Source organism: Microbacterium sp. 1S1 (assembly GCF_008271365.1).
Taxonomy (GTDB): Bacteria; Actinomycetota; Actinomycetes; order Actinomycetales; family Microbacteriaceae; genus Microbacterium.
Genome location: NZ_CP043430.1, coordinates 1,818,664 through 1,843,047, shown reverse-complemented (window position 1 = coordinate 1,843,047; position 24,384 = coordinate 1,818,664). Strand labels below are relative to the sequence as shown.

At 70.3% G+C, this 24,384-nt stretch carries 22 protein-coding genes and 1 pseudogene; 14 read left to right on the top strand and 9 right to left on the bottom strand.

The window, feature by feature from the left end:
- Positions 1 to 7: 7 nt before the first annotated feature.
- Entirely contained in the window at positions 8 to 1,150 is a 1,143-nt protein-coding gene (locus tag FY549_RS08950; RefSeq protein WP_200839071.1) for a DUF998 domain-containing protein, read from the bottom strand.
- A 105-nt stretch (positions 1,151 to 1,255) separates the two neighbouring features.
- On the opposite strand from FY549_RS08950, the pseudogene FY549_RS08945 reads away from it, so the two are divergent.
- The 9 genes and pseudogenes from FY549_RS08945 (at position 1,256) to FY549_RS08910 (ending at position 9,845) form a co-directional block, all read left to right on the top strand.
- Positions 1,256 to 2,211, top strand: a pseudogene (locus FY549_RS08945) (helix-turn-helix domain-containing protein).
- Positions 2,212 to 3,205: 994 nt separating this feature from the next.
- Positions 3,206 to 3,994, top strand: a complete 789-nt coding sequence (locus tag FY549_RS08940) for a MoaF C-terminal domain-containing protein (protein WP_149084723.1) — start codon at positions 3,206 to 3,208, stop codon at positions 3,992 to 3,994.
- A gap of 77 nt (positions 3,995 to 4,071) precedes the next feature.
- Positions 4,072 to 4,494 (top strand): nuclear transport factor 2 family protein, encoded by a 423-nt coding sequence (locus FY549_RS08935; RefSeq protein ID WP_149084722.1) that lies wholly within the window; start codon positions 4,072 to 4,074, stop codon positions 4,492 to 4,494.
- A 33-nt stretch (positions 4,495 to 4,527) separates the two neighbouring features.
- Positions 4,528 to 5,694: an ABC transporter substrate-binding protein gene (locus FY549_RS08930; RefSeq protein ID WP_149084721.1), complete on the top strand. Its 1,167-nt coding sequence runs from the start codon at positions 4,528 to 4,530 to the stop codon at positions 5,692 to 5,694.
- Positions 5,695 to 5,775: 81 nt separating this feature from the next.
- Positions 5,776 to 6,636, top strand: coding sequence for a branched-chain amino acid ABC transporter permease (locus FY549_RS08925; RefSeq protein WP_149084720.1), 861 nt, complete (start codon positions 5,776 to 5,778; stop codon positions 6,634 to 6,636).
- Positions 6,623 to 7,963 carry an ABC transporter permease subunit gene (locus tag FY549_RS08920; RefSeq protein WP_262380893.1) on the top strand — a complete coding sequence of 447 codons (1,341 nt, stop codon included), beginning with the start codon at positions 6,623 to 6,625 and terminating at the stop codon, positions 7,961 to 7,963. The genes FY549_RS08925 and FY549_RS08920 overlap by 14 nt, the downstream gene beginning before the upstream one ends.
- 2 nt (positions 7,964 to 7,965) lie before the next feature.
- The gene (locus FY549_RS16750) at positions 7,966 to 8,394 is read left to right on the top strand and encodes a hypothetical protein (RefSeq protein WP_262380892.1); all 429 of its coding nucleotides are present in this window, start codon (positions 7,966 to 7,968) and stop codon (positions 8,392 to 8,394) included.
- A complete protein-coding gene (locus tag FY549_RS08915; protein WP_149084719.1) occupies positions 8,391 to 9,083 on the top strand; it encodes an ABC transporter ATP-binding protein in 693 nt (230 codons plus the stop codon). Before FY549_RS16750 ends, FY549_RS08915 begins: the two co-directional genes overlap by 4 nt.
- Positions 9,084 to 9,194: 111 nt before the next feature.
- Positions 9,195 to 9,845, top strand: coding sequence for an HAD-IA family hydrolase (locus FY549_RS08910; protein ID WP_149084718.1), 651 nt, complete (start codon positions 9,195 to 9,197; stop codon positions 9,843 to 9,845).
- A 39-nt stretch (positions 9,846 to 9,884) separates the two neighbouring features.
- On the opposite strand, the gene FY549_RS08905 is transcribed toward FY549_RS08910, so the two are convergent.
- On the bottom strand, positions 9,885 to 10,700 hold the full coding sequence (locus tag FY549_RS08905; RefSeq protein WP_102208183.1) for an SDR family NAD(P)-dependent oxidoreductase: 816 nt from the start codon (positions 10,698 to 10,700) through the stop codon (positions 9,885 to 9,887).
- A 53-nt stretch (positions 10,701 to 10,753) separates the two neighbouring features.
- Positions 10,754 to 11,596 (bottom strand): SDR family NAD(P)-dependent oxidoreductase, encoded by an 843-nt coding sequence (locus FY549_RS08900; RefSeq protein ID WP_200838974.1) that lies wholly within the window; start codon positions 11,594 to 11,596, stop codon positions 10,754 to 10,756.
- Positions 11,597 to 11,746: 150 nt separating this feature from the next.
- On the opposite strand from FY549_RS08900, the gene FY549_RS08895 reads away from it, so the two are divergent.
- Genes FY549_RS08895 through FY549_RS08875 form a run of 5 tightly spaced genes read left to right on the top strand, consistent with a single transcriptional unit; the run spans position 11,747 to position 16,488 of the window.
- Entirely contained in the window at positions 11,747 to 13,201 is a 1,455-nt protein-coding gene (locus FY549_RS08895) for an APC family permease (protein WP_149084717.1), read from the top strand.
- A gap of 35 nt (positions 13,202 to 13,236) precedes the next feature.
- On the top strand, positions 13,237 to 14,076 hold the full coding sequence (locus tag FY549_RS08890) for a molybdenum cofactor biosynthesis F family protein (protein ID WP_149084716.1): 840 nt from the start codon (positions 13,237 to 13,239) through the stop codon (positions 14,074 to 14,076).
- 1 nt (position 14,077) lies between these two features.
- Positions 14,078 to 15,721, top strand: coding sequence for an amidohydrolase (locus FY549_RS08885; RefSeq protein WP_149084715.1), 1,644 nt, complete (start codon positions 14,078 to 14,080; stop codon positions 15,719 to 15,721).
- Between the two features lie 25 nt (positions 15,722 to 15,746).
- Complete coding sequence (locus FY549_RS08880; protein WP_149084714.1) at positions 15,747 to 16,103, top strand: YidH family protein; 357 nt, start codon at positions 15,747 to 15,749, stop codon at positions 16,101 to 16,103.
- A 13-nt stretch (positions 16,104 to 16,116) separates the two neighbouring features.
- Positions 16,117 to 16,488, top strand: a complete 372-nt coding sequence (locus FY549_RS08875; protein WP_200838975.1) for a DUF202 domain-containing protein — start codon at positions 16,117 to 16,119, stop codon at positions 16,486 to 16,488.
- 64 nt (positions 16,489 to 16,552) lie between these two features.
- Here FY549_RS08875 and FY549_RS08870 read toward each other — a convergent pair whose 3' ends face one another.
- The 6 genes from FY549_RS08870 to FY549_RS08845 form a co-directional block, all read right to left on the bottom strand.
- A complete protein-coding gene (locus FY549_RS08870) occupies positions 16,553 to 18,043 on the bottom strand; it encodes a GMC family oxidoreductase (protein WP_149084713.1) in 1,491 nt (496 codons plus the stop codon).
- Positions 18,044 to 18,045: 2 nt separating this feature from the next.
- Positions 18,046 to 19,524, bottom strand: coding sequence for an aldehyde dehydrogenase family protein (locus FY549_RS08865; RefSeq protein ID WP_200838976.1), 1,479 nt, complete (start codon positions 19,522 to 19,524; stop codon positions 18,046 to 18,048).
- 214 nt (positions 19,525 to 19,738) lie between these two features.
- Positions 19,739 to 21,640, bottom strand: coding sequence for an ABC transporter ATP-binding protein/permease (locus FY549_RS08860; RefSeq protein ID WP_149084712.1), 1,902 nt, complete (start codon positions 21,638 to 21,640; stop codon positions 19,739 to 19,741).
- Positions 21,637 to 22,587: a peptidoglycan-binding domain-containing protein gene (locus FY549_RS08855; RefSeq protein ID WP_259614213.1), complete on the bottom strand. Its 951-nt coding sequence runs from the start codon at positions 22,585 to 22,587 to the stop codon at positions 21,637 to 21,639. The genes FY549_RS08860 and FY549_RS08855 overlap by 4 nt, the downstream gene beginning before the upstream one ends.
- A 359-nt stretch (positions 22,588 to 22,946) precedes the next feature.
- Entirely contained in the window at positions 22,947 to 23,849 is a 903-nt protein-coding gene (locus FY549_RS08850; RefSeq protein ID WP_149084710.1) for a hypothetical protein, read from the bottom strand.
- Positions 23,840 to 24,289, bottom strand: a complete 450-nt coding sequence (locus FY549_RS08845; RefSeq protein WP_149084709.1) for a peptidase inhibitor family I36 protein — start codon at positions 24,287 to 24,289, stop codon at positions 23,840 to 23,842. Before FY549_RS08845 ends, FY549_RS08850 begins: the two co-directional genes overlap by 10 nt.
- Positions 24,290 to 24,384: the final 95 nt, after the last annotated feature.

Here is a 24,384-nt window from a genome sequence, read left to right as displayed (position 1 = left end):
GCACCCTTCAGCCGGATTCAGCGCGCGGAACGGCGAGGCCGTCGGGGTGGGTCGCCGGGCTGCCGAGCGACCCCACGGTGCGCAGGAACACGATGATCCAGCTGAAGATCAGCACCGCCGCGATGAGCTCGACCGCGGTGAGGTTGTAGTAGCCGACGGCGAAGAACGCGCCGAGCAGCACGATGACGAGCACATACGCCCAGCCGAGGCCGACGAACACCCGCGGGACGCTCCTGACGAACCACGGCAACCCGACGACCACCACCGCGAACACGACGGCCATACCGGTCGCGACGGTGTTGTGCACCAGGAAGAACTCGTCCACCGGGAAGATGCCCACGCACGCGAGGAAGATGCCCATGAGGATCAGGCCGCCGCGCACGATCGTCCGGCCGCGACGGTCGACGGGATCGTCGACGGGCAGCCCCGCGGTCGCATAGCGCGAGATGGTCGTCACCATGATCCCCGCGATGATGAGGGTCAGGTTGAAGGCGACCGAGGCGCTGTTGCTGCTCATGCCCAGCGCGGACAGGTTGTCCCGCCACCAGTGCACGTCGCTCGACGCCAGCATCGCGGCGAACGCGCCGACCACGAGGAACACCGCCAGCACCAGCGACAGCACCATCGGCGTCAACGCGACGGCGCTGAGGAACGCGACGTAGCCCGTGAGCGCGAACGCCACGGCGACGAGGATCGCCCCGGGGAACGGGAACACCGGAGCGTCCACGAAACTCCGCTCCAGCAGTTCCGCGACACCGAGCCAGCCGAGAGCGGCGATCGCGGCGTGGGCGAAGGCGATCGCGGCGAGGTCGTACCAGCGGAGCCGGTCGCCGGGCACGGCGAATCCGTCACGCGCGACGGTGGGATCGGGCCGCGGAGGCCGTACGGCGAGCCGCCCCAGGGCGAACGCGAGGGCGGCGGTCACCGCGCCGCCGTACGCGGCGAACATGCCGATCGAGCCGGAGCCGCTGATGGAGAGCTCCCGCCCCCAGAACACCGGCAGGGCGACGGCGAACCCGGTCACGAGGAAGGCGGCGCCGACGATCAGCGCCGTCGCCTCGAACACCGCGTCCGAGGTGGCGGGCCCCCGCACCTGCCGGAGCACCCGAAGGACCCGCTGCAGCAGCGTCGACATCATCCCGTCCGTCACGGCTCACATCCTAGAAGGCATCCCCGCAGGATCGTCGCCGGTGGTAGCATCACGGAACGGATCGTATACAACGTCGTCGTTCCCACCAGCCCGAGGTGATCAGTCATGAACGGTGCCCTCACCACCCCCGCCGAGTCGGTGTCGACCCTCGTCGCGCGCAACATCAGCGAGTTCCGCGCTGCCGTCTCGGAGTCCTTCGTTCCCCTGCAGGTGTCGAGTGCGGGCGCCGACCAGTTCCGCGGGGTGATCCGCGGAGCCGCCGTCGACGAGGTCCACGTCAACGACATCCGGGCGACGTCGCACGTCGTCGAGCGCACCACCGAGCTCATCGCGCGCGGAGACCGCTCGTACTTCAAGGTCAGCCTGATGCTCGCCGGCACTGGTCTGCTCATCCAGGACGACCGCGAGGCCGTACTGCAGCCGGGCGACCTGGCCGTCTACGACACCGATCGGCCGTACTCCCTCGTCTTCGACCAGGACTTCCGCACCATGGTGGTCATGTTCCCCAAGCACCTCATCAGCCTCCCGGCAGACATGATCGGGCAGCTCACCGCCGTCCGCATCTCCGGGCAGGAGGGGCTGGGCGGGATGGTCGTGCCGTACCTCACGCAACTCGCCGGCAACCTCGACGAGCTGGCCGGCACGACGGGAGCCCGACTCGCGCACAGCGCCCTCGACCTCGTGACGACCGTGTTCACGCGGGAGCTCGGACTCGACCGGGTGTCGGCCGACCCCCACCGGGCCCTCATGCAGCGGATTCGCTCCCACATCGACCGGAACCTCGCGTCCACGGACCTCGGTCCGGCCTCGATCGCGGCCGCCCACTTCATCTCCACTCGGCACCTGCACGGACTGTTCCAGGAGCAGGGGGTCACCGTGTCGACGTGGATCCGCACCCGTCGCCTCGAACAGTGCCGCCGCGACCTGCTCGACCCCATGCTCGCCGACCGTCCCGTCGCCGCGATCGCCGCCCGCTGGGGCTTCGTCGACGCCGCTCACTTCAGCCGCGCATTCAAGACGGCGTTCGGCGTCTCCCCAGCGAATACCGCACCACCCACTGACCCCGCCCCGTTCTCCCCCGCCCGTTCGCCCCGCCCGTTCGCCCCGCCCGTTCGCCCCGCCCGTTCGCCCCGTTCTCCCCATCGCCGCGCGCCGGATCAAAACCGTCCCGCCAGCGCCCGCCCCGCGCACGTTCCTGATCCCGCACACTTCTCCCCCGCCCTCCGCACCCCCGTGCGAGATCAGAAACGCACCCCGCCCGCGTCGGGAAGGGTCGGTTTGCATCCCGCACCGACGAGCCGCACGAGGCGCGAGAGGGCACTGCGCCCGCGTGCGGGATCAAGAACGCTCCCCGCACGCGTCTGACGGGGACGGTTTGCATCCCGCACTGACGTGACAGCGCAGGGCCCGTACGGGGTCGCACACGAACCACACCCCCGTCCGGCACGAGCACTGTCGATCCCGCACCGACGAGCCGCGCACGAGGTGTGGTGAGGGGGGAGGCAGCCCGCCTGCGGGATCAAGAACGGACCCGACGCGCGTCTGGTGGGGACATTCTCCGCCCCGCACCGACGCGATGGCGCCGGCGACCCGGTACCGGCATCGGGCCCTGTGCGCGCATCAGCCCTCCGCGCGGGATCAGGAACGCACCCCATCTCCGACCGGCGGGGACGATTTGCATCCTGCACAGACGCCGGCGCGCGCCGGATGGCCGTGCGGGATCAGGAACGGGCCGCCGTCGGGCGGGACGGGGGCGATTTCGATCCCGCGAGCGACGGGAGCGGGACGAGACGGGAGCGGGACGAGACGGGGAGCGGGACGAGACGGGGAGCGGGACGGGACGGGGGCGGGACGAGACGGGGGGCGGGACGTGACGGGGGCGGGACGAGACGGGGACGGACTTGCCCGGGAGGGCACGCCGGTTGACTGTCGGCGCGGGATGGACTCCGCGCGCTTGAGCACGCGCCCGACCGCGCCGGAGCATGAGGCAAGCGCATCGCGACGACGCGGTGCCCGGGGCGACGAAGCCCCGCCGAGTGCGACGTCAGGACTCCCATGACCGACATCTCCGCCGATCCCGCGCTGGACGAATGGCGCACGTACGACGAGTTCGCCGCAGGCATCGACACGTTCCGCCTGCCGAGCACGATGCTCGCCGGAACCGCCCTCACGCTCACCCTCGACGACGGCACCACCCTCGCCCTCCGCTTCGACGAGGACTCCGTGGCCTGGGAGGGGTTGGGCTCCTCGGGCCGCGACCCCTACGACGCGGTCCGCGTGCGCGACGACGTCGTGTTCGTGAACGTCCCCTTCGAGTCCCGCGAGCGCGAGGCCCTCACGGTCGTCTTCTCCGCCACGACACACCGTGCCACGGTCATCCGCTCCCGTATCGCCGCGGAAGCCGTCGAGGGCACCCCGCAGGTCGGACAGGACTTCTGGGCCGCGACCACCGACGTCGGCCCCGCGACCGGAGAGGTCCCCGGTCCGAGCCGCGACCTCATCGGCAAGCGGAACATCTACCGCTACAGCCCCCACCACCTGTACGAGCACGTGTACGTCTCCAGCCAGCGCTACGCGTGGCAGTGCCTCGAGGGCGTCCAGCGCGGTCACGGCGACATGGACCTCTCCACGGTGTGGAAGTTCGCAGACGGCCTCTACCTGTTCTGCTTCCGGGAGTTCCGGATCGCGGTGGCGAGCGTCTGGCTGCACGACCTCGGCTACCAGCTCATGACGACGGGGATCTTCCTCGGACTCAACGGCGACGGCGAGTCCGAGCACTCCCGCGCGGGCGGACACATCTATCCCCTGGGCGCCGTCGCCTACCCCGACGCACAGCCCGTCTGACCCATCCACGGGCCCTTCGACAGGCGCAGGGACCCACGCAACGACAGGCTCGGGGAGCCGGAACGGAAAGAGAGCACATGAGCAACGCAGACCTGGTCCGCGAGCACTACGCCGCCAACGACCGTGGTGACCTCGACGGCATGCTCGCGCCCTTCGCCGCCGACATCGAGTGGACGGAGGCCGCCGGGTTCCCCTACGCCGGCACCTACATCGGGCCGGACGCGGTCGCCGAGAACGTCTTCGGCCGCATCCAGGAGGAGTGGGACGACTACACCGTCGCGATCGATGAGGTCGTCGACGGCGGCGACGTCGTGGTCGGCATCGGCACCTACTCCGGCACCTACAAGAGCACGGGACGATTCTTCGCCGCCCGCGTCGCCCACGTCTGGCGTGTGGCGGGCGGCGAGATCGTCGCCTTCGAGCAGTTCACCGACACCGAACTCGTGAACCGCGCCCTGCGCGAGTCGTCGACGAGCGCAGAGACCCAGCCTTCGAGCTGACAGCACGACCCGAACAGGAGAGGCAGGAAGCAGATGAACAGACGAGCATCCGGCACCGCGGCGCTCATCGCCGTGGCCGCCCTCGCTCTCGCCGGCTGCGCCGGCGGCGAAGGAGCCGGGGGCGACGGAGCCCCCATCGTCGTCGGCTCGGTCAACACGATCAGCGGACCGGCGACGTTCCCCGAAGCCTCGCAGGCGGCTGCCGCCGTCTTCGACGCATTCAACGAGGAAGGGGGTCTCGACGGCCGCACCATCGAGTACAAGATGCTCGATGACAAGGGCGACCCCGCCACGGCGACCGCCTCGGCGCGGGAGATCGTCGGCAGCGACGGGGCGGTCGCGCTCGTGGGCTCCGCCAGCCTCATCGAGTGCGAGATCAACGCGAAGTACTACGAGCAGGAGGGCATCCTCTCGATGCCCGGAATCGGCGTCGACACGGGTTGCTTCGACAGCGAGAACATCTCGCCGGCCAATGTCGGACCGTTCAACGACATGACCCTCACACTGCAGTACGGCTCCGAGGTGCTCGGCCTCGACGACATCTGCATCCTGCTCGAGATCGCCGGCTCCACTCGTCCGACCTACCAGGCCGCGATCGACAAGTGGACCGAGATCACGGGCAAGGAGCCGAAGTACGTCGACGACACGGTGCCCTACGGCGCATCGGACTACACGCCCTACATCGTCAAGGCGCGGGATCAGGGCTGCAAGGCTCTCGCGATCAACCCTGTCGAGCCCGATGCCATCGGACAGGTCAAGGCCGCGAACGCCCAGGGCTGGGACGACGTCACCTGGCTCTACCTCACGAGCGTCTACAGCGAGAACTTCGCCGACGCGATCGACGACGCAGGCGCCGGGATCTATGTGCCCGCAGAGTTCTACCCCTTCACGGACGACGACGAGATCAACGCGGACTGGCGGGAGCTGATGGAGGAGAACGACATCCCTCTCACCTCGTTCAGTCAGGGCGGTTATCTCGCGGCGACGTACTTCATCGAGGTGCTGAAGGGCATCGATGGCGACATCACGCGGGAGAGCGTCTCCGAGGCGCTGAAGAGCATGGAGCCGATCGAGAACCCGATGGTGGGCACGCCGTACGCCTTCGGGACGCAGAACACCGCCGGCTGGCCGATCATCCTGAAGTCGGGCACGAACGCCTGGGAGAAGGTCGCCGACGACTGGCTCCGGATCGGCGAATAGTCGACCGCGCTTCGACAGGCTCAGCGATCACACACCCGGTCCCTGAGCCTGTCGAAGGCCCCTCACCAGAAAGGACGCCTCATGCTGCAAGGCGCCATCGCCGGACTCGCCGCCGGCGGCCTCTACGCCGTCCTCGGCGTCTGCCTCACCCTCATGTCGCGACTCGTCCGCGTGGTGAACTTCGCCCAGGCTGCGACCGGCATGTTCGGCGCGTTCACCGCCGTGTGGTTCGTGCGCGAGATCGGACTGCCCATCTGGCTCGGCTCGATCCTCGGAGTCCTCGTCGCAGGGCTGCTCGCCGCCGCGATCGGTTTCATCGCCGCGACCTGGCTGGCGGAGGCCTCGACGACGACCCGCTCGGCCATGACGGTCGGCCCGCTCCTGCTGCTCATCTCCCTGTCGTTCATCCTGTTCGGCAACAAGCCGCAGCCGTTCACCCCCATCATCGCCGGACCGGCGTTCTCGTTCGGCGGCGTCGTCATCAGCCAGGTCACCGTCGCGACGGTGGCGATGGCCGTCATCACCGCCGTGGCCGTCCGCATCGTGCTGCGCCGCACGCGGGTCGGCACCCAGCTGCGCGCACTGTCGGAGCGACCCACCACGGCGGAGCTCCTCGGCATCCGGTCCCGGCCGCTGTCGATCGCCGTGTGGTTCGTCACCGGGGTCATCAGCGCCATCGCGATCATCATCGTCGCGCCCTCGCAGTCGAACGACGCCACGAGCTTGTCGATGCTGATCGTCCCGGCCGCGGCGGCCGCCCTCCTGGGTGGCTTCCGGCGGCTCGACCTCGCCGTGCTCGGCGGGCTGCTCCTCGGCGTCCTCGGCGGACTCGTCGCGCAGATCGACGAAGTGGCGCTCGTGCGCAACTTCCTGCCGTTCCTGTTCATCGTCGTCCTGCTGCTCTGGACGCAACGCAAGGAGGTGTGGGATGCCGCTCGCTGACCGCCCTTGGTTCCGGGTCGCCTGGCCGTTCGCCGTCGCCGTCGTCGGCATCGGTGTGGGCGCGCTCCTCAGCGCTGCCCTTCCCGGGTACTTCGTCTTCCTCGCGATCAGTGCCGTCACGGCCGCGATCGCGATCCTCGGTCTCGGCATCGTCACCGGCTCGGCCGGGATGATCGCCCTCTGCCAGCTCACGTTCGCCGCCGTCGGGGCGTGGATCCTCTCGCTGCTGAACGTGATGCAGGCGCCGGGCGGCTTCCTCGTCTGGCTCGTGCTCGGCGGCCTCGCCGCCGGTCTCGTCGGAATCCTCGTCGGGCTCCCGGCCCTGCGGCTGCGCGGCGTCAACCTCGCCGTCGTGACGCTGGGCTTCGCGGCGGCCGCGGACGTCACGCTCGTGCAGATCCAGTTCCCCGGTTCCGCGGACGGCATCGCGATCGAGCGCCCCGCGCTGTTCGGGAGCGACCGGGAGTACTTCTTCCTCTCCATCGTCGTGCTCGCGGTCTGCGGCCTGGCGGTGTTCTTCCTGCAGCGCGGACGCTGGGGGGCGAGTTGGAAGGCGGTCGCGTTCTCCGAGCGCGGCACGGCCGCGGCAGGACAGAGCGTGCGGGCCGCGAAGCTCACGGCCTTCGCCGTCTCGGCGGCCCTCGGCGGCATCTCCGGTGGGCTGCTCGCCGGGCAGGCGCAACTCCCGTTCGCGTCGAGCTTCACGCCGCTGCAGTCCCTCGCGCTGTACGTGCTCGCCATCATGTCCGGCGCCCACCTCATCGACATGGCCATCTTCGGCGGCTTGCTCTGGGTGCTCGTGCCCGAGTTGCTCAAGCGGTGGGGCGTGCCGCAGGACTGGGGATTCGTCGTGTTCGGTGTGCTGGGAGTGCAGGCACTCACGAGCGGCACGAACCTCGGCCAAGGCATCCGCAACCTCCTGTATCGACGAGCCGACCGGCGCACGAAGAACGCGGCACTCACGGCCCTCCCATCGGACGCGGGGACCGATGCGACCGCGATCACCACGACCACGACGGCGACCGTCGACGAGGCGGCCGTCGACGGCGCGCCCGTGCTGACGGTCGACGGGCTCACCGTGCGCTTCGGGGCGCTCACCGCCCTCGACGCCGTCTCGCTGCAGGTGCCCGCCGCCTCGATCATGGGACTCATCGGCCCGAACGGCGCGGGGAAGTCGACCTTCGTCGACGCCATCAGCGGCTTCCTCCCCCAGCACGAGGGCCGGGTGGTCCTCGGCGACCGCGACCTCGCGCGGCTCTCCCCCACCCGCCGCGCCCGGCTCGGACTCCGGCGGACGTTCCAGCAGGACCGTGTTCCCCGGCGCTGACCGTGGGCGCCTACGTGCGCTTCGTGGCCCGACGGAGGCTCGCCGCGGCGGACATCGACGAGGTCCTCGCGTTCTTCGGCTGCCCGCCCGCCCGGGCACGCCTCTCGAGCGTCGACGTCGGTACGCGCCGCCTCGTGGAGGTCGCCGCGAACGTCGCCGCCCGCCCCCGGCTGCTCATCCTCGACGAGCCCGCCGCGGGCCTCTCGCACGAAGAGCATCTGGCGCTCGCAGCACGGCTGCGTGAGCTCCCCGGACGCTACGGCGTCGCGCTCGTCATCATCGAGCACGACCTGGATCTCGTCCGCTCGGTGTGCCCGACCCTCACGGTCCTCGACTTCGGCCGCGTCCTCGCGAGCGGTCCGCAGGCCGAGGTCCTCGCGAACCCCGACGTCGTCAAGGCGTACATGGGAGAGACGGAGCTGCTGAAATGAGCGAACTCGTGCTCGACGGCGTGACGGTGAGCCGCGGCGCCGGACCGGTCATCTCCGACGTCTCGCTGCGGGTCTCCGGCGGCGAGGTCCTGGCGCTGGTGGGGCCGAACGGCGCGGGCAAGACGAGCCTGATCGAGGCGGTGTCCGGCGTGACGCCGCACTCGGCGGGGTCGATCCTCCTCGACGGGGAGCCGATCGACAAGCTGTCGCGGGTGGCCCGTGCCCGTCGGGGGATCGTCCACATCGAACAGGGCCGTGCCGTGTTCCCGTCGCTGACCGTGCGCGAGAACCTGTCCCTCACGGCACGGAGCGCCGGGGAGGTCGACGCCGCGCTGGCGCCTTTCCCGGAGCTCGAGAAGCGGATCGACTCCCCCACGGCACTGCTGTCGGGCGGGGAGCAGCAGATGGTGGTGCTGGCGCGGGCGTTCGCGGCGAAGCCCCGGGTGCTGCTGATCGACGAGATGTCACTGGGCCTCGCGCCCGTGGTGTTCCTGCGGCTGATGCCGATCGTGTCCTCGATCGCCGAGTCCGGCGTGGCGGTGCTCCTGGTCGAGCAGTTCACGCAGCTCGCGCTCGGTCTCGCGCAGGAGGCGGTCGTCGTCGCCGGCGGCCGCGTGTCGTTCCAGGGCTCTCCCCACGCTCTCCAGGCCGACCCCGCCCTCCTCCACCGCGCGTACCTCGGCGGCTGACTCCCCATCGACCCACCCCGTTGCGTTCCTCCCGGCCCCGTGCGTGCGTGCGCAAAGGGCCGGGGCGCGCGAAAAGGGGTGGGTCGACGGCGTGGGGGTTAGCCTGAAGGCGTGACCGAGATCCTTCGCGCCCGCGCCGCCCTCCTCGACATGGACGGCACCCTCGTCGACTCGACCGCCGTCGTGGAACGCCTCTGGCTGGCCTGGGCGGAGCCGCACGGGATCGACCCGGAGACCGTGCTGCGCACCATCCACGGGCGGCAGGGGCATCAGAGCATGGCGATCCTGCTCCCCGAGCGCGACCACGCGATCAACCTCCGAGAGAACGAGGTCATGCTCGCGACCGAGGCCTCCGACGTGGACGGCGTGATCGGCATCCCCGGCGCCGAGGACCTGCTCGCCGCGCTGCAGCCGTTCCCACACGCGGTGGTCACCTCGGCCAACGTCGCCCTCATGACCGCGCGGATGGGTCAGGCCGGGCTCACGGTCCCCGAGCTCGCGGTCACCGCGGAGAACGTGTCCGCGTCGAAGCCGGACCCGGAGGGTTTCCTCCTCGCCGCGCGCACCCTCGGCATCGACCCCGCGGACTGCGTCGTGTTCGAGGACTCCGGCGCCGGGATCCAGGCCGCCCACGCCGCGGGGATGCGAGTGATCGGCATCGGCCCGCACGCCGGAGCCCACGCCCCGACCGCGCACGTCGACGACCTCACCCAGGTGGCGGTCGTCGCGACCGACGACGGCTTCGAGCTCCGGATCGACTGACGCCGGGCCCGGGACGGCAGCCCGGGCCCTGACCCTGCGCTACATCCCGGCGTGGTCGAAGGCGATGGTCGGCACGTCGACCACGTGGGACCCGCCGTCCGCCACGATCACGGCGCCGGTGACGTACGACGACTCCCCCGACCCGAGGAACCGCACGACGGAGGCGATCTCGGCGGGCCGCGCCGGGCGGCGCAGCGGCACGTCGGCGGTGACCGTGGCGTAGCCCTCCTCCCGGGAGCCGAGGCCCGCGTGCGCGGCGAACTCGTCCATCTCCTCGTCGGCCATGGGCGTCTGCACCCACCCGGGGCAGATCGCGTTCACGCGCACGCCGTGGCGACCGTAGTCGCGCGCGAGCGTCCGGGTGAGACCGATCAGGGCGTGCTTGCCGACCGTGTACCCGGCCACCGACGGTCCCGCGAAGAGCCCGGCCAGCGATGAGACGACCACCACCTGCCCCTTGGCCTCGATCAGCGCCGGCAGCGCCTCCCGCGCCATCACGAACGCGGTGGTGAGGTTGGCGCGGATCGCGGCATCCCAGCTCGCATCGTCCGTCTCGGCGACCGGGGAGAAGCCGTGTCCCCCGGCGTTCGCGACGAGCACGTCGATGCGGCCGAACCGCGCGAGGATCTCGGCGATGGCGGCCTGCGCCGACGCGGTGTCCGCCGCGTCCGCGACGACGGGGAAGGCCCCGACGGCCCGCTCCACCTCGTGCAGCGGCTCGGGGCGGCGGCCCACCACGACGACGTGCGCTCCTTCGGCCGCGAACCGTTCCGCGACCGCCGCGCCGATGCCCGTGCCTCCTCCGGTGATGACGACGACACGTCCGGAGACGCTCGATCCGACCACGGTTGCCATGTGTGCTCCTGTGTGTTCTGCGCGCGTGCGCGGTGAGGCCGGACGCGGTCGCGTCAGGCGGGGAATCCTGACCGGGCGGTGTACCCGAAGTCGCTGAGGAGGGTGGTTCCGTTGATCGCCCGGCTCCGCGGGGAGACGAGGTAGGCCACGTGGGCTGCGACGTCGTCGGCGCTCTGCACCGGGAAGGCGGGCGCGTCGAAAGCGGCCGCACCGAGGTCTCCACGGCTCATCGGGGTGTCGACGATGGACGGCGCGACCGCGTTCACCCGGACCCCGGTGCCGGCGAGGTCGACGGACAGCGCCCTCCCGAATTGGACGAGCGCGGCCTTCGACGCGGCGTACGGGGCCATGCCCGGTGAAGCCACGACGGCCGAGTCACTGGCCAGCAGTACGACGGAGGCCGCCGCCGAGGCCCGGAGCGAAGGCAGCGCGTGCTTGAGGACGAGGAACGCCCCGGTGACGTTGACGGCGAGGACGCGGTTCCACGCCGCGAGCGCGGTCTCCTCGATCGGTGTCCCCACGGGGCCGGAAATCCCGGCGCAGCAGACCACGGCATCGAGACCGCCCAGCGCGCGGACACCGGCGTCGACAGCGGCGGCCACCTGCTGCTCGTCCGTGACGTCGGCGGCGAGCAGCACCGGATCGACACCGGCCTCCTGGGCCGCGTCCCGGAGAGCGGCGGCATCCCGGTCGAGCAACGCGACCCGCGCCCCCTCGGCCCCGAGCGCTCCGGCGACGGCACGGCCGATGCCGCTGGCGGCTCCCGTGACGAGGGCCGTCGTGCCGCCGAGCTGCAGGTCCATCGCGTCCTCCGACCGCGGTCCGGCGCCGAGCGGCGCCGACGAGACAGCGGTGTCGTCCCGGTCATCCTGCTCTGCGCCGCGGAGAGGTCGCACGTCCGCCGCCGGGGTGTGCGCGCTGGCACCATCGTCCTTCGCTCACGGTCAAACGCCGGCGCGGAGCGACGAGCAGACTCGCTCTATCGACGATTCCCCTCGTCGTCGATGCCGTGTCCGCACGGCCGTCACCCGAGCAAAGGAGCCGACGTGGCAGAGCAGACCTCCGCACCCACGACGCCGCACCACACCTCCCTCCGCCCCGGCGCCCTCGGCGTCGCCGGCATCGTCTTCCTCGTCCTGGCCGCCGTCGCGCCGCTGACCGGGATCGTCGTCGTCGCCTCCCTCGCCATCGCGCTGGGCAACGGCGGCGGCACGCCGATGTCGTTCTTCCTCGTCGCGGCCATCCTGCTGCTGTTCGCGGTCGGCTATGCCCAGATGTCGAAGCAGCTCGTGAACGCTGGGGGCTTCTACGCGTTCGTCGTAAAAGGTCTCGGCCGCACCGGCGGACTCGTCGCGGGCCTGATCGCGACGCTCGGCTACAACTTCTTCGTCGTCGGCACGATCGGCACCAGCGGCTTCTTCATGCAGACGATCATCCGCGACCTCACCGGGCTCGACGTGCACTGGCTCGTCTGGGGGCTGCTGTCGATCGTCGTGTGCTTCGTCCTCGCGCGGATCGGCGTCGACTTCAGCTCGAAGGTCCTCGGCGTATGCCTCGTGCTCGAGGTGCTCATGCTCGTCGTGTTCGACGTCTCCGTGCTCGTGCAGACCGGCTACGACGTCGCGGCGTTCAGCCCGGAGGCGGTGTTCTCCGGCTCGCTGCCCATCGGGCTGCTCCTCGCGGCGACCGGCTTCCTCGGGTTCGAGGCCACGGCGCTGTTCAGCGAAGAGGCCAAGCAGCCGCTGCGCACCATCCCGCGGGCGACGTACACCTCGATCATCGCGATCGGTGTGATCCTCGGCGTCACGACCTGGGCCGTGGTGAGCGCGACGGGCGTCGCGCAGGCGCAGGCCACCGCGCTCGAGCATCTGCCCACCGGCGACCTCATCTTCTCGCTCTCGCAGCAGTACCTGGGTGGACCGCTCACGACCGTGATGATGGTGCTGCTCCTGGTGAGCCTGTTCGCGGCGATGCTCGCATTCCACAACTCGGCGACCCGCTACCTGTACTCGCTGGGTCGCGCGAGGATCCTCCCGCAGGCCCTCGCCCGCACCCGCCCGAACGGCGCCCCGCAGCTCGCGGGCATCGTGCAGGCGGGCTTCGCGGCGATCGTGGCGATCCTGTTCGCCCTCGCCGGCGCCGACCCCATCGTCACGCTCGTGCCCGCCATGCTCGGCTTCGGCACCCTCAGTGTGCTCATCCTGCAGGGACTCGCGGCGATCTCGATCGTCGTGTACTTCCGGCGTCGGAACGACCCGCGCTGGTGGAGCACGTTCGTCGCACCGGGCATCGGCTTCCTCGGTATCGCGGCCATCTCGATCCTGGCGATCGTGAACTTCAACATCGTCGCCGGCTCCGAGGAGCTCGCCATCCGCCTGATGCCGCTGCTGCTCGTGCTCGCCCTGATCGGCGGCATCGTCTATGCCGCGTATCTCCGCCGCGCGAAGCCCGCCGTCTACGACGGCCTCGCCACCGATCTGGAGCAGTTCAGCACCCGCTGACGCTCCCATCCCGTTCTCCGAAGGAAGGAAACCCCATGACGACCCTGAATCCCGCCGACACCTCCACCTGGCTCCCGCTCGAAGGGCTCGCCCCCGGCTTCGATGCCAACAAGGCTCCGCACAGCACCGCTCTGAGCGGGCGTGAGATCTCCGTCGTCGACGCCCGCGGCACCCGCATCGTCCACCGCTTCGAGGAGTCGACGGTCGCCTGGGAGTACCGGCCCGGCGCGGAAGATCCCACCGAGGCGGCGTCCGATACCGACGACTACGAGGCTTTCGAGGTCGACGACGAGCTCTACTTCGTCCAGTTCCATCACCGCTACCTCCCGAACGAGGCCGTCTCGCTCGTGCTCGACCTGCGTCACGGGCGCTCCCTCGCGGTGATCTCCGAGATCCTCCCCGCGCCGGAGCAGGGCCGCACCCGGATGCAGCATCACTTCGCCCCGGGCACCATCGAGGGCACCGACGTCACCGGCACCGAGGCCGCCCCCACGACCACCCTGATCGGCCGCCGCGTGGAGTGGATCTACAGCGAGGAGCACGCCTACGAGCACGTGTACCTCTCGCCCCGCTGGTACTCGTGGCAGTGCCTCGCCGGTCCCGAGCGCGGGCTCGCCGACACGGACGAGAACAGCGTGTGGGAGGTGCGCCCCGGGATCTACATCTTCGCGTGGCGCGAGAAGGTGATCCCCTGCGCCTCGGTGACGATCGCGGACCACCGCGACGTGAACGCGATCCGCTCCCACGGCGTGCTGTTCGGCCTGGACGAGACGGGTGAGGTGCCGACGCACTTCACGTTCGGCGCACACGGCCGCCTGCTGTCGACCACCCACCACACGCCCGCGCTCGAGCCCGCGACCTTCGGAGACGCCTGACATGACCGACGTCGCCGACCTCCTCGTCACCGGCTCGGTGATCCGTACGTCCGACCGGGCCCGCCCGCGCGCCGAGGCCTTCGCCGTGCGCGATGGACGGATCCTCGCCGTCGGCGACCGCGCCGACGTGGAGGCGTTCCGGGGCCGCCGCACGCAGGTCGTCGAGGTCGGCGACGCGGCCGTCTACCCGGGCTTCGTGGACGTGCACAACCACCACGCGCTCGCCGGACGGACCGAGCTCTTCGAGCTGTCGCTCGCCCCGTCCCTGACGCTCGACGAGATCCTCGACCGGGTGCGCGAGAAGGCGCAGACCCTGCCGGAGGACGCCTGGATCGTCGGCGGCGCCGTGGCCACGACCCTGCTCCCGACGCTGGCGAACACCGCCACGCGGCGGCGGCTGGACGAGGCGGCGGGCGGACGACCCGTGGCGCTCATGGAGGACTCCCGCCACAACCGCTGGGCCAGCACCCGGGCCCTGGAGCTCGCCGGGATCACGGCGGACAGCATCCCGACCTCCGGGGTGACGCTGCTCGACCCCGACGACGGCACCCCCACCGGCGTGCTCCTGGAGGCCGCCGGCATCCCGGTGCAGGAAGCGTACGACCGCAGCGGCGGACTCACCCCGCAGCAGCACGCCGCGGCCTCCCGTCGCGGCATCGAGCTGCTGAACTCCTTCGGGATCACGGCGTTCCAGGACGCGGGCGTCTCCGTCGACATCCTCGCCGCGCTCGCCGGGCTCGACCGGGCCGGCGAGCTGCACGCCTGGGTGGTCTCCTCGCTCCTCATCAACGACGAGATCTTCGGATTCGACCCGATCGGAGCTCCTCTGCTCGACCGCGGCGAGGAGTTCCGCACTCCGCACCATCGCCCGGACTTCGTGAAGATCTTCCTCGACGGCGTGCCGCCCGCCCGGACGGCCTCGTTCCTCGACCCGTATCCGGCCGACCCGGTGCACGGCGCGCACTTCCATGGCGAGACGACCATGACCCTCGACGAGCTCACCGACTGGCTCCGGGCTGTCGCCGCACGCGGTCTGGGGGCCAAGGTCCACTGCACCGGTGACGGGTCCGCACGGCTCGTGCTCGACGCCACCGAGCGCGTGCGCGCGGAGGGCGTCGCGACGCCGGTGCAGATCGCGCACGGGCAGTTCCTGGCGGAGAGCGACATCCCCCGCCTCGCGGCGCTGGGCGTCTCCGCCGACATCTCTCCGTTCATCTGGTACCCGGGCGTGATCCCCCAGGCGCTGGCGGACGTGCTGGGCGACCGGGCCGAACACTCCCAGCCCAACCGTGCCCTCCTCGATGCCGGAGCCCTCGTGGCCGGCGGCTCGGACTGGCCGGTGAGCGAGTCGCCGAACACGCTCGAGGGGCTGCAGGGGCTCGTGACGCGCGCCGATCCCCTCGGCCGGGCCGCGGGCGCGCTGTGGCCCGAGCAGGCGATCTCCGCGCAAGAAGCCCTGGAGGTCTTCACGATCAACGCCGCGACCGCGATGGGGCTCGGCGCCGAGACCGGTTCGCTGACCCCCGGGAAGTCGGCCGACTTCGTGATCCTGGAACGGGACGCGATCGGCGGACCGGCGGAGGAGATCGTGCACACCGCGGTCCTCTCGACGTGGTTCGCCGGGCGCACGGTGTACGAGCGCTGAGCGGGCCGCGCCGTACGATGGGCGCATGCGCCGCTTCCCCGCCTCCGTCTACCGGGTCGGGGACGAGCCCGATCCGCGCTTCTCCCTCGCCAACGAACGCACGTTCCTGGCGTGGACCCGGACCGGCCTGGCGCTGATCGCGGGCGGCGTCGCGCTCGAGGTCCTCGGCCTCGACCTGCACCCGGGGTTCCGGCTGGCCGCTTCGCTGCTGCTGATGATCGCCGGCACGGCGGTGGCGCCGATCGCATGGTTCGAGTGGATGCGGGCGGAGCGTGCGCTCCGGCAGGGACGCCCGCTGCCCGGCGCCCTGTCGGCAGTGGTGCTCGCGGTGGTCGTCGTCACGACGGGGCTGCTCGTCCTCGCCGGCGTGCTGTGGCGCTGACGGAGCCCTGACCATGACCACTCCCGGCACCCCCGCACCCGATCTGTTCGACCCGGGACTGCAGCCGGAGCGCACGGAGCTGGCGTGGCGGCGCACGGCCCTCGCGATCGCGGTCGGCTCGCTGCTGTCGCTGCGGGTCTTCCCCCTCGTGCTCCCGACCGGCGCCGAGGGGTGGGGCCTCGTGCCTGGCGTGCTGGGTGTCGGCACGGCGGCGCTGCTCTGGATCGCCGCGCGGCGGCGGCAGCGCCGGGCGACCGCGGTGCTCACCGCCCGGGCGCGCGGGCCGCTGCCGGGCGGCGGCCTCCCGCTCGCGCTGACGGTGTTCGCGACCGGCTTCGGTCTCGTCGCCCTCGCGCTCGTGGCCGTGACGCTGCTCACCCGCTGACACGCAGGAGCGCGGGGCGATCGCGACAGCCGTGATCGCCCCGCGTCCCCTCGCCGTCCTCCCCTCAGCCGGCGAGGAGGAACCGCGCGCCGCGTTCGCCGATCATGGCAGCGGGCGCGTTGGTGTTGCCGGTGGGCACGGTCGGCATGACCGAGGCGTCGATCACCCGGAGACCGGCGATCCCGCGCACCCGGAGCTGCGGATCCACCACGGATCCGGGGTCGGCTCCCATGCGGCAGGTACCGACCTGGTGGTGGTAGGTGATGGCGGTCCGCCGCACCCACTCCTCCACGTCGTCGTCCGCGACCTCGAGACCGGGGTAGACCTCAACGGCACCCCACTCCTCGGCCAGCGCGGGCTGCCTGCCGATGCGACGGCACTGGCGCACGGAGGCGGCGAGGGCGTCGGCGTCGCGCTGGTCCTCCAGCGCCGCCAGGTCGATGTGCGGCAGGTCGTCGAGCCCGGGACCGGTGAGACGCAGCTCCCCGCGGCTGTAGGGCGTGACCAGACCCGCCATGAGAGTGAACCCGTCCGTGCCGCGGGGCTCCAACTCCCCCCACATCGGCACGGAGAAGTGGATGGGCTGCGTGTCCGGTTGGGCGAGCCCCTCGCGGCTGCGCCAGAACAGGTGGCTCTGTGTGACGGAGACTCCCGGCTGCGGCGGGCCGACGGGCTGCTTCTCGGTCGCGAAGATCACGGGCGAGAGAAGATGGTCATGCAGGTTCTTGCCGACGCCGGGGGCGTCGTGCACGACCTCGATGCCCAGCGCCGTCAGCTCGTCGGCCGGGCCGATCCCCGAACGGAGCAGGATGACGGGCGTGCCGAGGGCTCCCGCAGAGAGGATGACCTCGTCAGCGAACACCTCTTCCGTTTCGTCCCCCTCCCCCAGCCGGATGCCGACCGCGCGGCCGTCACGCACGATGACGGAGTGAACGGCACGACCGGTGAGGATCGTCATGCGATCGGCCACGGGCTGCGCGTAGGCCGTCCACGTGTTGACGCGGCGGCCGTCCCTGATCGTCACCTGCTCCTGCGACACGCCGTCGAGCGTGCCCCCGTTGTAGTTCGGGTTGCGTGGCAGGCCCTCCTCCACCGCCGCGTCGATGATCGAGGCCTGGATGGGTGAGAGCGCGTAGGCGTCCGTCACGGGCAGGAGGTCGTTCTCGATGGCGTCGAAGACCGGCTCGACATCGGCCCAGCCCCAGCCGGTCGCGCCCGCCGACTCCCACGCGTCGTAGTCCGAGGCCGCGCCCCGCACCCAGATCATGGCGTTCAGCGCGTGCGATCCACCCGTGACCTTCCCGCGCGGCAGATGGAGTCGGCGATCGCCGGCGTGCGGCTGCGGCACGGTGAAGAAGTCCCAGTCCTCGGTCGAGTGCCAGAGTTCGCCCGCGCGCGACGGGTCGTGGATGGCCGGGTTCGTGTCATAGCCGCCCGCCTCGACGAGCGTCACCGCGACACCCGCGTCCACGAGGCGCCGAGCCACGATTGCCCCGGACGTCCCGGCACCGACGACGACGGCCGAACGCACCGCGCCGTTGTTCGTGCCGGCCACCCTCAGGCCTTCCGGCCGGGGCCAGAGACGACCTGGGTGACGGCGACGGACTTGAGCCCCTCGACGCCGAACTCCAGCCCGTAGCCCGAGCTCTTCACGCCGCCGAACGGCACCATGGGATGCAGACCGCCGTGCGAGTTGATCCACACGGTGCCGGACTGCATGCGCGCGGCGACCGCGCGCGCCTCCTCCGGGTCGCTCGCCCAGACCGAGGCTCCGAGGCCGACGTCGAGGGCGTTCGCGAGGGCGAACGCTTCGTCGACGTCGCTGTAGCGGATGACCGGGAGCGCGGGACCGAACTGCTCCTCCTGGACGAGCGCGGCGTCATTGTCGATGTCGGCGACGATGGTGGGCCGATAGAACAGTTCGCCCAGGTCGGAGGCCGGCTCGCCGCCGGTGACGATCCGGGCGCCGCGGCTCCTCGCGTCGTCGACGAGGCGGCTGACGATGTCGAACTGCGGGCGGTTCTGCAGCGGACCGAGGACGTTGCCTTCGTCGAGGCCGTTGCCCATCGGCACCTGCTCGGCGATCGCGGCGAGCGCGTCCACGACCCCGTCGTACACGGAGTCGTGCACGTAGAGGCGCTTCATGGCGGCGCAGGTCTGACCGGTGTTGATGAACGCGCCCCAGAAGAGGTCTTCCGCGATCGCGGCGGGGTCCGTCCCGGGAAGCACGATGCCGGCGTCGTTGCCGCCCAGCTCCAGCGTGAGGCGGGCGAGGTTGCCCGCGGAGCTCTCGATGATGCGGCGACCGGTGGCCGTCGAACCGGTGAACATGATCTTGGCGATGTCAGGGTGAGAGGCGAGGCGGGCGCCCACCTCGCGGTCGCCGGAGACGCCGATGAGGACATCGGCGGGCAGCACGTCGTTCATCACGGCGAGCAGCGCCAGCACGCTCAGCGGCGTGTACTCGCTGGGCTTCGCGACGACCGTGTTGCCCATGCGCAGCGACGGCCCGATCTGCCAGATCGTGATCATGAGCGGCCAGTTCCAGGGCCCGATGGCCCCGACCACACCGGCCGCCTTGTAGACGAGCTCCGCGTGCAGCGTCTCGTCATCGACGAGCACCTGCGGCTCCAGGACGGTGGTCGCGTTGGTGCGCAGCCAGGCCGAGCACGCGCCGAGCTCGAACCGCGCGTTGGGACCGTTGAGCGGCTTCCCCTGCTCACGCGAGAGGAGGTAGGCGAGTCCTTCGGCGTTCGCGTCGATGGCGTCGGCCGCGGCCAGGAGGAGATCGCTCCGCTTCTCGTGTCCGAGCGCCTCCCACGCGGGCTGTGCGGCCTTCGCGCGGGCGATGGCCTCGTCGAGGTCCTCGACCGTGGCCACGGGCGCGCGTCCGATGATCTCCCGCGTCGCGGCGTCGGGGATCTCGCGACCCTCGCCGTGCGGGGCCTGGATGCGGGCGAGCAGCGCAGCGGCGGCGGACGCCGCGGAATCGGTGGATCCGGAGTCGACGGCTACGGGAACGGCGGAATCGGACATCGGTGTCTCTCCTTCGAGCGGGTCACGGCGCGGACGCCGGTCTTCTTCTCATTCTCGGCCGCCCCGCGGCACCGTACTTGTCGAGGAGTGCGCCGGAGATGTCCCCCCGCGAAGGATGCGCCCGAGAGACCCCCGGGCCCGAGCCGCGGGGTGCGCGAGCGTCGACGCGGACCTCACGGCCACGCCCGCGCTTGTGCTCCTGGCACGGCGGAGGTCACGATGCACGGAGGTTCTCGGCGGGACGCAGCCTGGCTGCACGGACCGAGGCGAGGGCGCCGCCGGCGCTCGAGACCACGACGCCGAGCAGGACGGCGAGCGGCATCAGCATGACATCGAACACCGGCGCCCACCGCTGGCTGATCGTGACCGCGATGATCGCCATCATCCCGACGAAGAGGCCACCGATTCCACCGAGGACACCGATGTACACGGACTCGACTGCGATCAGAATCCCGATGTCGCGCTCCTTCGCGCCGAGCGCTTTCCGCATGCCGATCTCGGCTCGGCGTGCGTTGACCGCCATGAGCGTCGTGTTGACCAGAGCCGCGATGGCGACGAGGAGCGCGAGAAGGGTGAAGGCGATGAGAGTCGCTTGCACGCCGGCCTCGATCTGGACCCGCAGTCGGCTGTCATCCGAAGGCGCGACGACCGAGATCTCATCCGGAGCGAAGGGGTTGATCGCACGAGCGAGCTGCGACGCGACCTGAGGGGCCGCTCCGGCCAACGTCGTGACGAGCAATGTCGCCTCCGGCGCGAGACTGTCCAAGCCGGGAGCATCCGCACCGAGCAGCAGCTCGCCCCGTAAGAGCGGGAGTCGTGCGGACTCCGTGATGAGACCCGCGACCACGTATCGTTCACCGGCCACCTGCACGGTGGGCGCCAACGCGATGTCGCCGAGCTCGAGATCCCTGGCGAGCAGATCTCCGATGTAAGCCTCGCCGGGCTGGAGAGCACCACGGTGCCACGGCGCCTCGTCGATGTCGACCCTCGCTGCCTCCTCCAGGTCCCCGACCACCATGTGGGGTTGGACCTGCGCCGTCACCGAGTCCGTCGAAACCGCCGTGGCAGCCAGATCCACGACGACCGCGGCGGCTTCGACCCCCGCGACCGCTCGTGCCGCCGAGGGTGCGTCGGCGAGCGGGTTCGAGGACGGCAGTCCCGTGGCCCACCGGGCGGTCACTTCGCGGTTGAGATGAGCATCGAATGTCTCCGACACCTGGGCATCGGCGGACGCCGACAGACCGAGGGTGATGATGGACAGGGCGACCGCGATCACCACGGCCACACACTGCGCGAGCGTCTGGGTCTTCCGCGACGCGATCGACGCCCAGGCATCGGCCACCATGTCCGTGACGCGAAGGAAGGTCCTCGCATCGCCGGGCGTCGCGGCGATGTGACGCGGCTGCATGCTCTCGGAGGCCTCTCTCGGAACCGAGGATCGCGTATCCGAGACCACGGCGCCATCCGAGATCCTGATGACCCGGCCCGCGCGAGCCGCGACCTCGGGAGAATGGGTCACGATCACGACCGCGGCACCCCTTCGGTTCACTCGTTCCAGCTCGTCGAGAACCAGCTCCGTGTTGACGGAATCGAGGTTGCCCGTCGGTTCGTCGGCGAGGACGAGCCGAGCGTCACCGGCCATCGCGCGCGCGATCGCGATCCTCTGGCGCTGGCCGCCGGAAAGAGTGGACGCATTCTGCCAGGCTGCGTCCTTCAAACCCACGGCCGCGAGGGCGCGAACCGACTCCTCCTGTCGCTGACGGAGGGCGACTCCGCGGTACAGGAGATTCAGTCCGACGCTGTCGATGGCGGGACGCCGCTCCAGCAGATGAAAAGCCTGGAAGATGAAGGCGATGTGCCGGGACCTCAACCTCGCCGCCGCGCTGCGGTTGACTCGCCCCGCGCGTCGTCCGGCGAGGAGGTATTCGCCGGACGACGGGTCGTCGAGCAGCCCGAGGAGATTCAGCAGTGTGCTCTTGCCGCCACCGGAAGGGCCGACGATGGCGATGAACTCGCCCTCGTCGATCTCCAACGAGACATCGCGGAGCGCGTGGACTTCCGGCCCGTGCGCTGGCGTGTAGATCCGTGAGACGTTTCGCAGGTGGATCAACGTCACGAGGACCCCACCCGAACCTGGTCGCCGTTCCGAATGGCCGAGGGGGACGACGGCACGATCGCCGCTCTGCCATCGAGAGCACCGAGGACGGTCACCTCGACCTCCTCGAATCTTCCTCCCGGCCGCCTGACGACGACGACGTGATTGGTATCACCTCGCTCGACGACGGCAATGGTGGGGACGAGGAGCGCCTCCTGGTCCACGATGATCTGCGAAGAGACGACGCGCACCTTCGCGTCTGCGGCCCGGAGCGGTTTCGCCGGGACCACCGTGACGATCGACATGTTCTGCGGTTCCTCGTCCTGGGGCTGACCGCGCGCAGCTTCTCGTTCGGAGGTCGACTCGACCGGCGCGATGCTCGAGACGCTCCCCGGAAAGGCCCCGGCCTCCGTTTCGATGGACACCTCGCTTCCTTGAGCGATGTCTGTCAGGTCCGCGGGTGCAGCTTCGAAGGTCACTGTCGTCGTCGCCGAACCGAGGACGATGTCCGTCTCGCCCTCCGCCCCGACCGCGCTGCCCACCGCCAACGCGCTCAGGGAAGCAGACGGAAGCGTCTTGACGCCGAGGATCTCCGAGTGAGGAACGAACGCCGTGGCTTCCCGTTCGGATTCAGAGTCCGACGCGCCGGGGCTGTCGCTGTCGTCGTCCTCCCGTGTGGCCGGAGTGTAACCATTCTTGGTGTACCAGTCCCGAACGGCTCTCTCGGTCTGTGCGCCGAACTCGCCGTCGACGGCGACCGAGAGCCCCAGGCGCGTGAGCGTCTTCTGAAGGGCGACGACGTCAGGGCCCCGATCGCCGACTCCGACATCACGGTAGAAGGCGAATCCCGATCGCACGACGAACACGGGTCGTCCGTTGACCTCGGTCAGCACTTCGCCCGCGTCCACGGCGGTGCCCTGCGCCACCGGGCGACCTGTCACGACGGAGCGCAGCGCGCCGGCCGGCACCGCCAAGCTCAGGGATTCCTGGTTCTCCGCAACGACGCTCCCCGAGAAGGTTCTCTCCCGAACGAGGTTTCCCGTGGAGACGGTGGCGAGGATCGGCCTCGACGCAGGCGGGGCGGTCGCAGCATCACGCTGCGCTGACGATTGGAAGACGGTTGCGAGCGTCCACCCGGCCGCCAGCGCGACGGCAGCCGAAAGGAGGAGGATGGCGAGCGGCTTGACCCGTCTCCCACCTGGTCTGCGCGGAAGCAGGGCGGTCCCTGTCCCGCTGTCGGCGTCGGCAGCGCCGACATCTGGTGGCGAAGCAGCTGCGTCGTCATTCTCTGCCGGATGGTCCAGGCCGTCGCCCCTCGGAACGGATCTCATCTCGATGGCGCGTTCTCCGCGATCGTCGTCTTCAGTTCGTCGACATGCGCGACAGCGTCATTTCGAATCCGGTCGAGCTTGTCGCGATTGTTCGCCACGAGAGTTTCCTGAGCCGACCATTCGGCGCGATAGCGGGCGTCCGCGTAACCGCTGGAGTCACGGCATCGAGCGTCGGCCTCGGCGACGGCGATCTCCTCCGACGACGCCACCTCGGTCGGATTCGAGCCATAGACCCCGAACTCCTGCGCCATCTCCGCGGTGGGCATCTCGCTCCACGGATCTTTCGGCAGTTCGAACGTGACGATGTCCGAGAGACACGTTCGCCAGGCTCGAGCTGCGTCGCGGACGGCATCGTCGGTCGAGATCTCATCGCGCGCCTGAATCTCGAGGCTCGCGATGTAGTTCAGTCCTTCGGCTCCGGCCTCTGTCTTCTCGCTGCGTGCATCTTCACCGCAGGCGTCGAAACGGGAACGAAACCCATCGTCCGGGTCGTACGCATTTGTCCAGGCGGTGAACTCGGTCCACGCAAGGGCGTCGGCGGGGTTCGGCGCGGGGGCATCGTGGTAACCGTATCGGCGCGCCACGTCGACGTTGAAGATCTTGACGGCGCCGCTATTGACAGTCTCCGGCTGAGGGAAATCGGCATCTTGCCAGGGAACCGGCCAGTCGTACCCCCGGCCCTCGAGACACTTCGAGATCAGCAGTTGCTCCGCGTAGTTGCTCAGTGACGGGTTGAAGACCTTGAATTCGTCCAGGGGCATCGTCCACATCGATTGACTCGGCACGACCTTCCGCTCGGGCTCGGGCGCCTGACAGCCCGTCGTCAAGACCACGACACAGGCAAGCGCCGCCACCGAACTGACCGCCCGGCCGCGGCCCTCTCCTCTGCTCAGTTGCACGTGGCGGTCCCCGCCTTGGTCAAGCCGGAAGTGAAGTATCCCGAGGACGCACGATCATTGAAGCCGACGGCTCTCAGGTCCGACTTTCCGGTGCCGCGGAGAATGGTAATGCGCGAACCGGCTTTATTCGGATAGTCGTAGAGATAAGCGGTGTCCGTGTTTCCTCTGTTGAACACAGAGGTCGCCTTGTTGTTGATATTGAAGTAATTCCCGAGGTCGTCGATACACCACGTGAAATTGATGAAACCACCGACCGTTCCCCAGTCGGTCGCGTAGTTGGCGCCGGACCACACACAGGTGCTCCCGGCGCCGCATTCACCGAGGGAGGCACGAGCCGGCGGAGCGGGCGCGAGAGCGCCGGTCACCGCGAGCAGAGCGGCAGCGATGCCGACAATGGCGTTTCTGAACGGACAATTCTTTCGGCCGCTTTTCCGAACCATGCGATTCCCCCCAATTGTCGATGCTCGCGGCCTACGAATAGGCCGCGAGCATCAGGCTAGGCGAGGATCTCGCACTTCTTCAAACAGGCCGTACG